Below are 14071 nucleotides of genomic sequence, written 5' to 3' on the forward strand. Positions count from 1 at the left end.
GTGTCCGGAGGGGTAATGAGGGGTCGAGTTTCTCAACCCGGATTTAGCCGAATATACGCTATGTGGGGCGTAACACGACGTTTTAAATCCGGCTTAACCGTCAGGTCCACCGGTCGAGCCCGGTCTGGACCAACGTGTCCTCGATCCGTTCGAAGCCGCGTTCGACCTCATCGGGATCGACCTCCCACCGCTCCGTGACGTACCGTCGCGCGGCCTCGACGTCGGGGTCGATGTCGACGTCGATCGCGTAGTCCTCGTCGACGGGTGGATCGAGGAACAGCTCCCGGAGGGCCGCCGCGTTCGACATCGTCTCGCCGCGCGCCCCGAGGACGCCCCACAGATCGCCGTGCTCCTCGATCTCCGAGACCGCCGTCTTCGGCCCGATCCCGGAGATCCCGTCGTTGAAGTCGGTCCCACAGAGCAGCGCGACGTCGACGAGCTGTTCGCGCGTGAGCCCGAGCTCCCCGAGCGTCGCCTCCAGCTCCATCAGTTCGGGGTTCCCCTTGCTCGTCAACTGTCGCAGGGTCGCCGGCGCCCCGAAGAGCAGCGTGTCGTAGTCCTCGCTGCCCGCGTAGTCGACGTCGCCGACCGCGTTCATGTGCGCACACTGTGCCTCCCCCTCCGCCGGAGCCTCGACGATCGGCACGTCCAGCCGTTCGAGGAGCCCACGCGTCGTCTCCTGGATGACGTCGGTGAGCCGCTGTGTCCGTGCCTCCAGGCGTGCGGCCTCGACCGCGTCGCCGCGTTCTTCGGCCGCCTCCCGTCGCTTCTCGGCCGCCTCGCGCTTCTCGCGGCGGTCCGCGATCTCCGCGTCCTTGAACTCGGTCACCTCGCCGTCGAAGACGAAGACCGGGACCAGATCGTGTTCGAAGAACTTCGGGAGCCCCTGGACGATCCCGATCAGGTTCGCGACCTCCGTCCCGTCCCCGGTCGTGTACACCTCGTCGCGGGTCCACTTGACGGTCGTCGTCAGGTATCGGTACAGCCAGTTGTGCGCGTCCACGGCGACGACGCTGCCCTCGATCTCCGCGAACTCGATCTCGCGGATCGACGCCAGCGAACGCAGGTCGGCGTTACCCATCGACCGGAGGGAATCGCCGCGACGCCTTAAACCTCGGAGACGAGAGCCGGCGGATCGGTCCCGACGCGTGCCTCGAGAAACGACGCCTCGGGATCGCCCCGCTGCCGGTCGCGATAGACGTCCAGCCCCGACCGGTAGGTCTCCGGATCGCGATCGGCGGGCTCGGTCGTCGGTCGCTCCAGGACGAGTTCCGCGACGCCGGTCTCCCGTCCGGTGAACGCGAACCCCACCTTGTAGAGCGCCTCGTAGGCGAACGGGTTGTTCACCCCGATCCGGAGCCGCTCGTAGCCTCTATCGCATGCGCGATCGACGAGGAACGCGACGAGACGAGGTGCGTGTCCCTCGCCGCGGCGCGCCGCGTGGACCGAGACGTATCGGATCCAAAGCGTCCCCGGCTCCGTCCGATCGGCGTTGAACGCGACCGCGGCGATCACGTCCTCGGCCAGTTCGGCGGACTCGCCCGACTTCCCCTCCTCGTCCTCGTCCCGACGCGGGGCGGGGTCGGGAAGCGACGGGTCCGGCTCCCAGCCGGGAGCGACGGATCCCGGATCAGCCGCGCGCAACACGGCCACGCCGGCGTTCCCGGTCGCGAATTTGCCCGCGTAGCTGAACGCCCGGTAGTCGAGCCGGAGCGCGGGCTCGTCCTCGGGCCAGCCGAGCAGCTCGTGGTCCATCGAGTCGGGGTTCGAGCGGGTCGGCCTTGAGCGTGATCGTCGCGAATCCCGGATCCGCACCGAGTGCAGCCCGCTCGCCCCGAGGTCAGCCTTCGGCGGGACGTCCGCGTTGATCGTGGGCGGGACGTGCCCGTAGCGCCGCCGGGGAGGCGTTGACCACCACTCGTGCCGGATCATCCTCGCCGCTCGAGACGTCCGAATCGTTCGAGGAGGCCGAGTCGCTCGAGGCGTTCTCGACCGCGCCGGCCTCGTCGATCACGTACCGCTGGCCCACCATCGGATCGAGGAGCGCGTCCACGGGCGCGTAGTCGTCCCGCAACACCGGAGCGTCTCCGACGTCCTCCTCGCGGCGGTAGTTCCCGATCTCCGAGGAGAGGTCGATCCCGATGTCACGGCGGGCGTTTCGATCGCGGAGGGTCTCCTCCGTGACGACCGTCTCGTTCTTCGTTGCGATCATCTCGACGTTCTGGATGACGGTTCCTCCGGCGGTCGGGAACGAATACACGTGCGGGTAGACCGCGTCCATCGTGGCGTACTCGGCGCGATAGAACTTCGAGGCCGGGCCGCTCGGGGCGGAGATGACGTTGGCGAAGACCATCCCGTCCTCGCTCAGGCGGTCGTCGGCCAGCTCCATGAACTCGACCGTGGTGAGCTGGAAGGGCACCTTGTCCTTCTTGTAGGCGTCGAGGACGATCAGGTCGTAGGTCTCGTTCGACTCCCGGAGGAACCGTCGACCGTCGTCGTTGTGGATCCGCAGCTGGTCGGACTCCTCGACCGCGAAGTATCGCTTCGAGACGTCGATCACCTCCGGGTCGATCTCGACGACGTCGACCGTGGCGTCGTACTCCTCCGCGAACCGCTTTGGCCCGGTGAACCCGCCGCCGCCGACGAAGAGAACCCGGTCGATGTCGTCGGGGTCCTCGGCGAAGAGGTACGGCAGGTGGAAATAGCGGGTGTACTCGAAGACGTGTCGGGTCGGATCCGAGCGGTCCATCGCGCTGTGGCGTTGCCCGTCGAGATACAGCGTTCGAGTGTCACCGCTGTCTATGACCTCGAGTTGCTGATAGGGGGTCTGCGTCTGGTAGACGATCTCGCCCTCCGGAGCCACGCCGGCCGCGCCGGTCGATACGGCGGCGACGAGGAGAACGAACGCGCCGCCGATGGCGACGATCGACTCACGTGAGGGCGACGGCAGAACCAGCGTCGCGGCGGTCGCGACGAGGAGCACCCCGAATACGAACCCGATGGCGTCGACGCCGAGGGTGGGGACGAGCAGGTAGGTCGTCCCGAACGCCCCGACGATGCTGCCGATCGTTCCCACCGCGTAGACGTGGCCCGAGGCCTCGCCGAGGCCCCCCTTGCGCGACAGCTCGGCCCCGTAGGGGCTGATGAACCCGAGCAGGTAGGTCGGGGGACCGAACAGCAGGACGACGGCGGGCAGCGAGGCGACACGGCTCGGCAGCGGGAACGCCACCGTCGAGCGCAACAGGAGGTCGCCGGCGAAGACGAGGAGGGCGACCCAGACGGCGGTCCACACCAGGAGTCGCGCCAACCGCGCCGGCTCCGCACGCCGGGAGGCGAGCTTCCCGCCGCGGAGGTACCCGGCGCTCAACGCGGCGAGAAACACCCCGATGATGGTCCCCCACGTGTAGATGCTGCTGCCGAACTGCGGCGCCACGATCCGTCCGGCGAGGATCTCGAGGCCCATGCTCGCGACGCCCGAGACGAAGACGGCCAGCTCGGCCCGGCTCACGCGTCGATCGGTGACTCCGTCGGGGACGCCCATCGTGGATCGATCGGTCGCGATACGTGTTAAGGCTTCGCGCCTAACCGCTTTGAAACGCTGGCGCCGGGACGGAACGACGGCGCCCGGACGGCGCCCGGACGGCGTCCGAACACTCGCCCCGACGGTATCCCCCCATCCGGAACGCCTTTTTCGGCGCGTCCCCCAGCGGCGGTATGAACGACCCCGAGAACCGGCCGGTGGCCGTCCGCGAGGTCTCCGAGCTGTCGCCCGACGAGCGGCGGGCGTTCTTCGAGCGCGACGCCGGCGTCGAGGCGGTCCGCGAGGACGTCCGCGAGATCGTCTCGCGTGTGCGAGCGGAGGGCGACGTCGCACTTCGCGAGTTCGCCGAGGAGTTCGACGACGTCGCGGTCGGGAACGTCGACGTCACCGACCAGGCGGCGCGCGCCCACGACGAACTCGAGGACGCCGGAGATCCCCGACTGGAGGCGATCCGGGAGGCGGCCGCGAACGTCCGCGAGTTCCACGAACGCCAACTGCCCGAGGACGAGCGGGAGACGATCGACGGCCGAGAGCTGGGTCGACGGTTCCGCCCGATCGAGTACGCCGGCGTCTACGTCCCCGGCGGCACCGCCGCCTACCCCTCGAGTGCGATCATGGGGGTGGTCCCCGCGACGGTCGCGGGCGTTGATCACGTCGCCGTTGCGACCCCCCCGGCCGACGAGATCAACCCCGTGACGCTCGCGGCCATCCACGAGGCCGGCGCCGACGCGGTCTATCAGGTCGGCGGCGCACAGGCCGTCGCGGCGCTCGCCTACGGCACCGAGACGGTGACCCCGGTCCAGAAGGTCGTCGGACCGGGCAACCGGTGGGTCACGGCCGCGAAGGCCGAGGTGCGCGGCGACGTGGAGATCGACTTCCTCGCCGGCCCGAGCGAGGTGCTCGTGCTCGCCGACGCGACCGCGGACCCCGAGTTCGTCGCCGCCGACCTGCTCGCACAGGCGGAACACGATCCGAACACGTCCGTGGTCGCGGTGACCGACGACCGCGACACCGCCGAGGCGATCACGGCGGCGCTCGCGGCGTCGATCGACGAGCGCGAGCGCGCGGAAACGATCCGGCAGGGACTCTCCGGCGACGCCTCCGGCGTCCTCCTCGCCCGCTCGATGTCGGAGGCCGTGCTCTTCGCCGAGGAGTACGCGGCCGAGCACCTCTCGATCCAGGCCGAAGAGGACGAGGCGCTCCTCGATCGGATCTCGAACGTCGGATCGGCGTTCCTGGGGCCCTACTCGCCGGTCGCCGCCGGCGACTACGCGGCCGGACCGAACCACGTCCTGCCGACGAACGGCGGCGCGAAGCGGTACGGCGGACTGTCGACCGAGACCTTCCTCCGCTCGTCGACCGTTCAGCGGCTCGATCGCGAGGCGCTGTCGGACCTCTCGGAGACGATCACGACGCTCGCCGAGGCGGAAGGGCTGGAGGCACACGCGGAGAGCGTCCGTCGACGCCTCGAGTGAACTGTGAGTGGTGCCCGTCCGGACTCCCACGCCGATCGGCGATCCGTCCTCGTTCAGGGGTCGGATTCCGTCCGGTGATTTAATAGCCCGAGCGCGTCCTCTCCGAGTATGGAACGCGTAGACGTGGCGATCGTCGGCGGCGGCCCCGCCGGCGCCTCGGCGGCACACGCGGCCGCGAGCGCGGGTGCGGACGCGCTCGTGTTGGAGAAGGGCGTCCCGCGCGCCGACCGCGAGGGGCTCGGCCCCGACTCGACGGACGCGGCCGGCATCCTCGATTACTGGGTCGACATCATGGGAATCCATCCCGACGAGTTCCCCGACGGCGTCGTCCAAAACGAGCTCGAACGGGCTGACTTCCGCGGGCCGGATGCGAGCTGTAGCCTGTATCACACCGGGATCGATTCCTCCTACGACGCCTTCGGATACACCTTCCACCGGGCCCGATTCGACGACTTCCTCAGGGAGCGCGCCGAGGCGGCCGGCGCGACCTACCGCGTGGAGGCGTCGGTCCGGGACGTCGAGACGGATCGGTCCGTCGATCCCTCCAGGGGCGGTCGCGGCGGGCAGGGATCCGATTCGGATCCTCGACACGTCGTCCGACTCGCCTCCGGGGACGACGTCGGCGCCGACTTCCTGATCCTCGCCGACGGTCCACAGCGGACGGTGACGAACCGGGTGCTCGATCGATATCTCCCCGAGGAGTCGGCGGCCTCGAAGCGGCTCGCCTCCAGGGACGCGAACCACATCGCCTACCAGGAGTACCGACGCTTCCCCGAGGAGCTCTACGAGGAGTTCGAGGACGCCATCGTCTTCTGGTGGGGCGTGATGCCCGGCGAGACGGCCTATCCGTGGGTGTTCCCGAACCAGGATCGGGTCTGTCGCGTCGGGCTCACGATGCCCATCGGCCTCGACATCGACGACGTGGCGGACCGCGAGGACTACACGCTCCTCCGACCGGCGGACGAGTCGATCCCGAAGGGCTCGGAATACGTCGAGCGACTGCTCGAGTGGCAGTACGGCGACGAGTACGACCTCGAGGACTTCCCGCTCGTCGAGGACGCCGGGAAACGCGGCGGCACGGAGACCTACGCCATCTCCTCGACGCGGCCGATCGACTCGCCGACGGAGGCCGGAATCGCCGTCGCCGGCGGCGCGATGGGGACCACCTCGGCGTTCCACGAGGGCGGCGACCACGTCGCGGTCCGAACGGGCGCGATCGCCGGGGAACTCGCCGGCGAGGGGGATCTGTCGGCGTACAACCGACGCTGGAAGGAGGCGATCGGCGACGAGGTGTTGCGAAACGTCACGATGGCCGACATGGTGGGCGAGTACACGCCGAGCGACTGGAACCGGATCATCGAGACCGCGGACGTCATGTTGGCCGCCGAGACGGGAAGCGACCTGTTGAAGCGGAGCTACTCCGCCGGCTGGGGCGCCACGAAGCTGCTTTTGTCCTACAAGTGGCACAAACGCAAGCTACGGGGCAACTACACCCAGATCACCGCCGACGAGTACGTGTACTAGCTGTCCCGTCCGTTCACCGTAGCCCGATCGCCGTACTCTCGATCGACGACGGCGTCGCTCGTCGTTCGATCGCACAAAAATGCGCGTTTCGTGAGGAACGAGCCGCACGTTCGGGCGCCGCGGAGGCGCGTTCCGGATTTCGGAGATTCAGCCGAACAGCTCGCCGAGGCCCTCGCCGCCGTCGCCTTCGTCCTCGTCCTCCTCCGCTTCGGCTTCCTCCTCTTCGGCCGCCTCGTCGGCGTCCTCGTCGGCGTCCTCGTCATCGTCGCCGCCGGTCTCGGCGGCGCCGCCCGCAGCGGCACCCGCGGCGGGTGCGGCGGGTGCGGCGGCGGCCGTCTCGATGGCGTCCTCGATGTCGACGTCCTCGAGGGCCGCGACGAGCGCCTTGACGCGGGATTCCTCGACGTCGACGCCGGCGGCGTCGAGCACCGACGTGATGTTGTCCTCGTTGATCTCTTCGCCCGTTTCGTTCAGGATGAGCGCAGCGTAAACGTATTCCATTGGTGTAATCTCCGTGTGTTATCCGAACATGGCGCCGAGACCGTCGCCGGCGTCCCCGTCGTCGCCGTCGTCATCGTCCTCGACGTCGGCGGCGTCGGAGTCGTCGGCCTCCTCGGCGTCCGATCCTTCATCAGCCTGTTCCTCCTCCTCGTCGGCGTCCGCGTCAGCTGCGGGGGCGTCGACGCCCTGCAGCTCCTCGGGGAGCGCCTCCTCGTCGTCGATCTGCGCCGCGAGCGCGCGAAGCTGGGCGTCGGCCTTCCCGATCAGGTCGGGCACGACGTCCGGGCTCTCTATCTCGGCGTGCAACGCGACGGACTTCGCCTCGCCGGACGCCTTCGCGAGAAGGGTTCCGGCGGTGCGGGCCGTCGGGTAGGTGGCGTTGATGGAGAGGTTGCGCGCGGCGGCGGCGGCCGACTCGATGTCGGCCGCGTACTCCTCGACGTCGATCGCGAGTTCCTCGGGCTCGAAGAGCACGCCCTCGGAGTAGACGGACTTCAGATCGAGTCCGACCTCCTTGGGCTCGATGCCGAGCTCGGTGAGGACGCTCGCGAGGTCCTCGGAGACGACCTCGCCCTCCTCGAGCACGGTCGAGTCCTCCGTGACCTGGATCGAGCCCTCCTGGATCCGGGCGGCCGCGCCGACCGTCTGAAGCTCGCCCACGAACGGACCGGGGTCGACCCCGGTGTCGCCCTCGGGAATGACGATGTCGTTCGGGGCGACCTCGCCGGCGTTGATCGGCGCCGGCGTCTTCGAGGCCTCGAGCTGTTTGAACAGCCCGAACGGGTTGTCGTTCGTGCCCACGAGGGCGACCTGGCCGCTCACGTCCTCGGCGAGCTGCTCGACGCCCTCGTCGACCTCCTCGAGCGCGCGCACGACGAGCGTGTTGCGGCTCATCCGCAGGTCGGCGGAGCCGTGAAGCTCGCGACGCATCGCCTGGAGCTGGCGGCTCGGAATACCGGCGACGCCGACGATCCCGACCGAGGCGAAGGAGTCGATGAAGTCGACGAGCTCGTCGACCTCCTCCTTTTTCCACTCGGGGATGGTCTCGGTTCGCCGCGCGGAGCTCATACGGGCACCTCCTCTGCGGGACCCATCGTCGTCTTGACGAAGATCCCGTCGATGTTGAGCGGGCCCTTCTCGAGGTCGGCCTCGAGACGGCGGATGATGACGTCGATGTTGTCCGAGATGGCCTCGGCGTCCATGTCCTCCGCACCCACGCGGGTGTGGAAGGTGCGCCGGTCACCCGATCGCAGCTGCACCGTGTTCTTCATCCGATTGACTGTCTCGACGACGTCGTCGTCCGGCTGTAGGGGGGTAGGCATCTTGCCGCGAGGACCGAGGACGGTACCGAGGTACCGACCGATGTCCTGCATCAGGCTTGCCTCGGCGATGAAGAAGTCGGTCTCATCGGCGAGGTCCTTTGCGGCGTCGTCGTCGTCACCGAGGTCCTCGAGGTCCTCGGAGTCGAGAACCTCGTCTGCGACCTCGGCCGCGCGGACGGCGGTTTCACCCTCCGCGAAGACGACGATCTGTGTGTCCTGTCCCGTTCCAGCCGGCAGCACGACGGACTCGTCGACGCGATTCGACGGATCGTTGAGGTCAAGATCGCGCAGGTTGATCGCGAGGTCCACCGTCTCACGGAAGTTCCGCTCGGGTGACTCCTCGAGTGCGCGAGAAACTGCCTCCTCTATTGTGTCTGCCATTTTTCACCTCCGTAGTACGCAGGACGCTCCTACGGGTCAGTGAAACAGGCGAAGCCTGTCTCACCGTAGCGTTGCTCCACGCGTCGTTTAAACCCGTCGAAGGGCGGGCGCGCGTGGGAGTCGTCGACAGGCTCGGAGGCCCATCGACCGGCCGGATGGGGCGCGCCCCAAGATTGATTATTTGGGTCGGCGGATCCGAGGTCGTGCCCTCCTGGACCGGTCCCATCGTCGCAGTGGTCTTCGTCTGGCTGCTCACGGGGGCGGCGTGTCTGCCCGTGCTCGCCGCCGCAAGCGTTCGAGACGCCATCGGCGAGTGGCCGACCGACCGATACGTCCTGAACTACGTGATCCTCATGGCTGCGGTCGTCGTGGGTCAGACCGCCGTCTTCCTCGGGGCGGTCGTCGTTCGCGGCGGGATCGGCGGCCGCTCCCTGTTCCGGTGGACGTTCCTCGTCGCCGTCGGGTATCCCGCGGTCGTCTGGGTCATCCTCGCCGTCGTCCTGCCGGCGATCGGTCGTTTTGACCCCTCGAGCGACGGACTCGACGGTCGGATCGTCCTCGCTCTGGCCGCGATCTGGTACGCGGTCGTGGTCGCCGTCGCCGCCGCGATCACCTTCTTTCTGCTCTTCGTGTTCTACTTTCCGGGCTGACCGGGCCGAACCTCCCGACGTCGGCGTCCGCGTTGACGGACGTCGAGGGAAGTGCGAGGAAAGTGCGGAAAAAGTGTGGAAACGTACGGGGAGGTCGGAAAACGGAAGCGTTGGACGTGATCGAGTCGGTCGGATCAGGCCTCGAGGACGTCGTCGAACTCGCCGTCGTCGACGCGGTCGTCGAACGTTCGGGCGTCCTCGCCCTCGATGGTGACGCCGAGGGAGGCGCAGGTTCCGCCGATCTCCTTGGCGGCGTTCTTCGTGTCGTAGGCCAGCAGATCGGAGGACTTCTGTTCGGCGATCGTCTTGACCTGCTCGACGTCGAGGTCGGCGACGAACTCCGACTGCGGCTCGCCCGAGCCGGTCTCGAAGCCGGCCTCGTCCTTGATCAGCTCGGCAGTCGGCGGGACGCCGACCTCGATGCTAAAGGAGCCGTCGTCGTCGTACTCGACGGTGACGGGGACCTCCATCCCGTCGAAGGCGGCGGTCTCCTCGTTGATCTCGTTGACGACGTCCTGCACGTCCACCGGCGTCGGCCCGAGCTCCGGGCCGAGCGGCGGGCCGGGGTTGGCCTGCCCGCCGGGGACGAGCACTTCGATGGTTCCAGCCATACGCGTATCAACCCGACCGCGACTTTTAACGATTGTTCTTCGCCGCGGCGTGCGCGAGCGGTTGTCACAGGGGAGTACGTAGCCGATCGTCAATGGGGATATGCGGGCGGTTGCCACGGGGTGTACGCGAGCGATTGCCACGCGGCGGTCGCTCTCGCGCCGTTTTTACCGTACCGCCCCGCAGGAATTCCATGAGCTACCGGATCGGACTCGTCGGCAAGCCCTCGGTGGGCAAATCGACGTTCTTCAACGCGGCGACGATGAACGACGTGCCCGAGGGGGCCTACCCGTTCACCACGATCGACCCGAGCGTCGGCGAGGCGTACGTCCGCGTGCCGTGTGCGGCGCCGGAGTTCGACGAGACGTGCACGCCGAGCGTCGGCGTCTGTACCGAGGGGACGCGCTTCGTTCCCGTTCGACTCGTCGACGTCGCGGGGCTCGTTCCCGGCGCCCACGAGGGTCGCGGGCTCGGCAACCAGTTTCTGAGCGACCTCAACGAGACGGACGTGCTCGTCCACGTCGTCGACTTCTCCGGTACCACCGACATCGAGGGCGAGCCGACCGAGGGACACGACCCCCGCGAGGACATCGACTTCCTCGAGGAGGAGCTCGACGCGTGGTACCTCGACGTCCTCGAGAAGGGGATCGACAAACACGGCACGAGGTACCACGGCGCGGAGGCCGCGATCGAGGAGGACCTGGCCGAACAGCTCTCCGCGTTCGGGATCACGCCGGACGGGGTCAAACAGACGATCCTCGCCGAGGGGCTCGAACTCGACGCCGACAGCTGGGATGCGGCCGACCGGGAGGGCCTCGCCCGCGAGATCAGAAAGCGGACCAAGCCGATGGTCGTCGCCGCCAACAAGATGGACACTCCCGAAGCACAGCGCAACTTCGAGGAGATCACGTCCGACCCCGACTACGATCACCTCACCTTCGTACCCGCGAGCGCGCACGCGGAGAAAGCACTCAAGAACGCCGACGAGGCCGGAGCGGTCGACTACGTCGCCGGCGACGACGACTTCGAGATCCGCGCGGACGTCTCCGCCGAACAGCGAGAGGGACTCGATCGGATCGGAACGTTCCTCGAGGAGTACGGCGGGACGGGCGTCCAGTCGTGTCTCGAGGCCGCGGTCTTCGACGTGCTCGGCTGCATCGCCGTCTTCCCCGGATCGGCGAACGGTCCCAGGGACGAGAAGGGCGTTTTCCGCGACTGCTTTCTCCTGCCCGAGGGGTCGACGACCGAGGACTTCGCCTATCACATCCACTCCGACATCGGGGAGGGACTGCTGCACGGGATCGACTGCCGCAGCGACCGTCAGGTCGGCAAGGACCACGCGCTCTCCCACCGCGACGTGATCGAACTCGTCTCCACGAAGCAGGCGACGGCGTAGCGACCACGATCGTCCGGCCGTCACGGGGCCCTCGGAGACGTTTATGGGGTTCGCCGGCGAATCCCCGTTCGTGCGAACACGAACCGTTCAGACGCTTCCGCACGGCGATCCGGAGTCCCTACCGAAGTGGGCGGAGATCGACGTCCGTTCGCCGCCGGCGCTCCCCGATTGGGCCATCGAGGAGTTCTCCGATCCCGGCGACTCCGTCCTCGATCCGTTCGCCGGCTTGGGAACGACGCTTCGAGCCGCCCGGCGTCTCGAGCGTGAGGCGTACGGGATCGAACTGGAGGAGCGACGCGTCGAATACGTCCGCGATCGGCTCGCCACGGATCGCGATCGAGGCCCGTCGAGCCGGGCGAGAGAGCACGATCAGGACGCGGCGACCGGCGTCGACGAGGGATTCCACGTCGCCGTCGGCGACGCGACCGCCGGGGATGCGGCGTTCCGTGATTCGGGAGTCGTACCGCCCTCCGCCGATCTGTTGTACACCGCCCCGCCGTACATGCTCGAGGGCACGGACACCGATCCCCTCGACAACTACCGCGGGGATGGAACCTACGAGGAGTACCTCGAGGCGATGACCGACGCCTTCGAGGCCGTGAACGACCTCCTCGCCGCGGACGCCACGGTCGTCGTCGAGGCCTCGAACCTGCGAGCCGGTCCCGCCGTGACGACGCTCGCGTGGGACCTCGCCGAGGCGATCGACCGCGCCGACGGCTACCGGTTCCGAACCGAGATCGTCGTCGGGTTCGAGGAGGAGGAAGGGGAGGCGGTCGTCGAGGAGGGACGCTACGGCTACGGCTACGACCACTGCTACTGTCTCGTGTTCGATCGAAAAGGAACGTGAGTCGGTGATTCGCCGCTTCGATCAGTCGTCGGCCGGGGCCGGACTCGAGGAGTCGCCGAGATCGGCCGCGACCGGCTCGATCCGGTCGCTCGGGATGGTTCCGTCCTCGCGAAGTCCGCGCTCCTCGTAGTACTCCTGGACGGCCTCCTCGAGGTCGGGGATCTCGTAGGGGAGCGTGTCGTCCTCGACGTTCTTGCCGCGCTGGTTGTTGAAGTGGCGCTCGCGTTCGATGGTGCGGGCACCCAACTCGAGGAGCTCCTCGTAGGAGACGCCGAGGAGCTTCGCGAGCCGCTCGTCGGTGACGTAGTCGTCGGCGAATGCACAGACGATGGCGGAATCGCGGATCGCACAGCGATTCTCCTTTTCGACGAGCAGCTCCGATTTGCCCAGCGTCCCCTCGTGGTCGATGACGCCGTCGTACTCCTCGCCGTGGATCTGGCTGTACATGTGGTCGCCGCCGCGGTTCGAGACCGCATACGAGAGTCCCTGGCCGTGGATGACGCGGCCGTCGTGGGCCGCGAACTCCATGCCCTTGACCGTGTAGTCGCCGACGTCGAGCTGGTCGTGGACGCGGTGGACGCCCTCCGCCAGATCGTCGCCGAGCCCCTCGCGGTAGGCGATCTTCTCCGTCATCTCGTGGGCCAACTCGGCGTTGCCGAACTCGTCCTCGCTGGCGAGGTATGCCGCGACGGTGACGCCCGCGGAGATCGTATCCAGGCCGAGCACGTCACACAGCTCGTTGCCGCGCATCACGTCGACGATGTTTCCGATTCCCTGACAGGAGCCGAACGAGTAGACCGTCTCGAACTCGGGCCCCTCCGTCTCCACGCTCGATTCCTCGTCGCGGGTGGGAAGCTTGCAGGCGTAGGCGCACTGCGAACACGCCTCCTTTTTGTACTTCTTCTCCTCGACGGCGTTGCCGCCGATGTCCGCCGCGTGCTCGAAGGTGGAGCTCTCGAAGTACCGGGTCGGCAGGCCGAAGTTCTCGTTTATGAACTCCGTGCCGCTCGTCGTCCCCTGGCGACGGAACAGGTCGTCGGAGGTCGCAGCCTCGCGGTGGATGTCCATCGCCGGCGGGTCGGGAATCTCGATCTCGGGGTGGGAGTCCCCCTCGAAGGTGACCGCCTTCAGGTTCTTCGAGCCGAGCACCGCGCCGAGTCCGCCCCGGCCGAACGCCCGCGACTCGTAGGTCATCACGCAGGCGAACCGAACCAGGTTCTCGCCGGCCGGGCCGATCGTGATGCAGTTTTCGGGACCGAGACCGCGCGTCTCGTCGAGGTGTTCGGAGACCTCCGGCACCGTCGCGCCCTCGAGTTCCGGAACCTCCTCGAACTCGACGCCCTCGTCGGTGACGTGGGCGATCAGGAGCTCGTCGCTCTCGCCGGTCACCTCGAGCGTCGAGATGCCGGTCCCGGCGAAGTTTCGCGAGAGGTAGCCGCCGGCGTTGGTCGAAACCAACCCGTCGGTGAGCGGCGAGACGGCCGTCATCGACATCCGGCCGGTGAAGGAGGTGGTCGAGGACTGGAACGGGCCGATGGAGAGGTAGGCACGGTTCTCGGGGCCGAACGGGTCGGCGTCGAACGGGATCCGGTCGTGTGCGAGAGCGGTCGCCACGCCGCGACCGCCGATGAACTCCTCGAGAACGTCGTCGATGTCGGTCCGCGTCGCCGTTCGTTCGTTCAGATCCAGCGTGAGCAACGGGCCTTCGGCGTGTAACATATGCCATGATCGATCGAGCGGATAAATAACTGTATCCCTTGTCCTGTCGGTCCTTGCGCATCGATCACTCGGTCTCCGGTTTCGCACCCGTCCCGATCACTCGACC

Annotated in this window: 13 protein-coding genes; 5 read left to right on the forward strand and 8 right to left on the reverse strand. The window is 67.9% G+C overall.

All coding sequences use genetic code 11. The annotated features are described in order from the left end of the window. Positions 1-100: 100 nt before the first annotated feature. The 3 genes from fen to ACFQE9_RS03520 all read right to left on the reverse strand — a co-directional run bounded on the left by fen (position 101) and on the right by ACFQE9_RS03520 (position 3541). The gene (fen, locus tag ACFQE9_RS03510) at positions 101-1081 is read right to left on the reverse strand and encodes a flap endonuclease-1 (RefSeq protein WP_379740394.1); all 981 of its coding nucleotides are present in this window, start codon (positions 1079-1081) and stop codon (positions 101-103) included. A 26-nt stretch (positions 1082-1107) separates the two neighbouring features. Further along, entirely contained in the window at positions 1108-1755 is a 648-nt protein-coding gene (locus ACFQE9_RS03515; protein ID WP_379740397.1) for a GNAT family N-acetyltransferase, read from the reverse strand. 85 nt (positions 1756-1840) lie between these two features. After that, positions 1841-3541: a spermidine synthase gene (locus ACFQE9_RS03520; protein WP_379740401.1), complete on the reverse strand. Its 1701-nt coding sequence runs from the start codon at positions 3539-3541 to the stop codon at positions 1841-1843. 173 nt (positions 3542-3714) lie between these two features. Here ACFQE9_RS03520 and hisD point away from each other — a divergent pair, with 173 nt between their 5' ends. Both hisD and ACFQE9_RS03530 read left to right on the forward strand, forming a co-directional pair. Further along, positions 3715-5016, forward strand: coding sequence for a histidinol dehydrogenase (gene hisD / locus ACFQE9_RS03525; protein WP_379740405.1), 1302 nt, complete (start codon positions 3715-3717; stop codon positions 5014-5016). Between the two features lie 108 nt (positions 5017-5124). Continuing rightward, on the forward strand, positions 5125-6540 hold the full coding sequence (locus ACFQE9_RS03530; RefSeq protein ID WP_379740408.1) for an NAD(P)/FAD-dependent oxidoreductase: 1416 nt from the start codon (positions 5125-5127) through the stop codon (positions 6538-6540). A gap of 147 nt (positions 6541-6687) precedes the next feature. On the opposite strand, the gene rpl12p is transcribed toward ACFQE9_RS03530, so the two are convergent. The 3 genes from rpl12p to ACFQE9_RS03545 are packed head-to-tail and all read right to left on the reverse strand — an operon-like array spanning position 6688 to position 8744. Continuing rightward, positions 6688-7041 (reverse strand): 50S ribosomal protein P1, encoded by a 354-nt coding sequence (gene rpl12p, locus ACFQE9_RS03535; RefSeq protein WP_379740411.1) that lies wholly within the window; start codon positions 7039-7041, stop codon positions 6688-6690. Between the two features lie 18 nt (positions 7042-7059). Continuing rightward, entirely contained in the window at positions 7060-8109 is a 1050-nt protein-coding gene (locus ACFQE9_RS03540; protein ID WP_379740414.1) for a 50S ribosomal protein L10, read from the reverse strand. Continuing rightward, positions 8106-8744: a 50S ribosomal protein L1 gene (locus ACFQE9_RS03545; protein ID WP_379740417.1), complete on the reverse strand. Its 639-nt coding sequence runs from the start codon at positions 8742-8744 to the stop codon at positions 8106-8108. The genes ACFQE9_RS03540 and ACFQE9_RS03545 overlap by 4 nt, the downstream gene beginning before the upstream one ends. A gap of 203 nt (positions 8745-8947) precedes the next feature. On the opposite strand from ACFQE9_RS03545, the gene ACFQE9_RS03550 reads away from it, so the two are divergent. Beyond that, the gene (locus tag ACFQE9_RS03550) at positions 8948-9394 is read left to right on the forward strand and encodes a hypothetical protein (protein WP_379740420.1); all 447 of its coding nucleotides are present in this window, start codon (positions 8948-8950) and stop codon (positions 9392-9394) included. Between the two features lie 134 nt (positions 9395-9528). Here the strand turns inward: ACFQE9_RS03550 and ACFQE9_RS03555 are convergent, their stop codons facing one another. Then, complete coding sequence (locus ACFQE9_RS03555; protein WP_379740423.1) at positions 9529-10005, reverse strand: 50S ribosomal protein L11; 477 nt, start codon at positions 10003-10005, stop codon at positions 9529-9531. 191 nt (positions 10006-10196) lie between these two features. Here ACFQE9_RS03555 and ACFQE9_RS03560 point away from each other — a divergent pair, with 191 nt between their 5' ends. After that, complete coding sequence (locus tag ACFQE9_RS03560) at positions 10197-11399, forward strand: redox-regulated ATPase YchF (protein WP_379740426.1); 1203 nt, start codon at positions 10197-10199, stop codon at positions 11397-11399. Positions 11400-11469: 70 nt separating this feature from the next. After that, a complete protein-coding gene (locus ACFQE9_RS03565; protein WP_379740429.1) occupies positions 11470-12246 on the forward strand; it encodes a DNA methyltransferase in 777 nt (258 codons plus the stop codon). Positions 12247-12267: 21 nt separating this feature from the next. On the opposite strand, the gene ACFQE9_RS03570 is transcribed toward ACFQE9_RS03565, so the two are convergent. Further along, a complete protein-coding gene (locus ACFQE9_RS03570) occupies positions 12268-13965 on the reverse strand; it encodes an aldehyde ferredoxin oxidoreductase C-terminal domain-containing protein (RefSeq protein WP_379740432.1) in 1698 nt (565 codons plus the stop codon). Between the last annotated feature and the right edge of the window lie 106 nt (positions 13966-14071).

The organism is Halopenitus salinus (assembly GCF_042662125.1).
Classification (GTDB): Archaea; Halobacteriota; Halobacteria; order Halobacteriales; family Haloferacaceae; genus Halopenitus; species Halopenitus salinus.

Bases quoted from the DNA above. Each gene is read 5' to 3' on its own strand.
- fen (WP_379740394.1), bottom strand. From the start codon at position 1,081: ATGGGTAACGCCGACCTGCGTTCGCTGGCGTCGATCCGCGAGATCGAG.
- ACFQE9_RS03515 (WP_379740397.1), bottom strand. From the start codon at position 1,755: ATGGACCACGAGCTGCTCGGCTGGCCCGAGGACGAGCCCGCGCTCCGG.
- ACFQE9_RS03520 (WP_379740401.1), bottom strand. From the start codon at position 3,541: ATGGGCGTCCCCGACGGAGTCACCGATCGACGCGTGAGCCGGGCCGAG.
- hisD (WP_379740405.1), top strand. From the start codon at position 3,715: ATGAACGACCCCGAGAACCGGCCGGTGGCCGTCCGCGAGGTCTCCGAG.
- ACFQE9_RS03530 (WP_379740408.1), top strand. From the start codon at position 5,125: ATGGAACGCGTAGACGTGGCGATCGTCGGCGGCGGCCCCGCCGGCGCC.
- rpl12p (WP_379740411.1), bottom strand. From the start codon at position 7,041: ATGGAATACGTTTACGCTGCGCTCATCCTGAACGAAACGGGCGAAGAG.
- ACFQE9_RS03540 (WP_379740414.1), bottom strand. From the start codon at position 8,109: ATGAGCTCCGCGCGGCGAACCGAGACCATCCCCGAGTGGAAAAAGGAG.
- ACFQE9_RS03545 (WP_379740417.1), bottom strand. From the start codon at position 8,744: ATGGCAGACACAATAGAGGAGGCAGTTTCTCGCGCACTCGAGGAGTCA.
- ACFQE9_RS03555 (WP_379740423.1), bottom strand. From the start codon at position 10,005: ATGGCTGGAACCATCGAAGTGCTCGTCCCCGGCGGGCAGGCCAACCCC.
- ACFQE9_RS03560 (WP_379740426.1), top strand. From the start codon at position 10,197: ATGAGCTACCGGATCGGACTCGTCGGCAAGCCCTCGGTGGGCAAATCG.
- ACFQE9_RS03570 (WP_379740432.1), bottom strand. From the start codon at position 13,965: ATGTTACACGCCGAAGGCCCGTTGCTCACGCTGGATCTGAACGAACGA.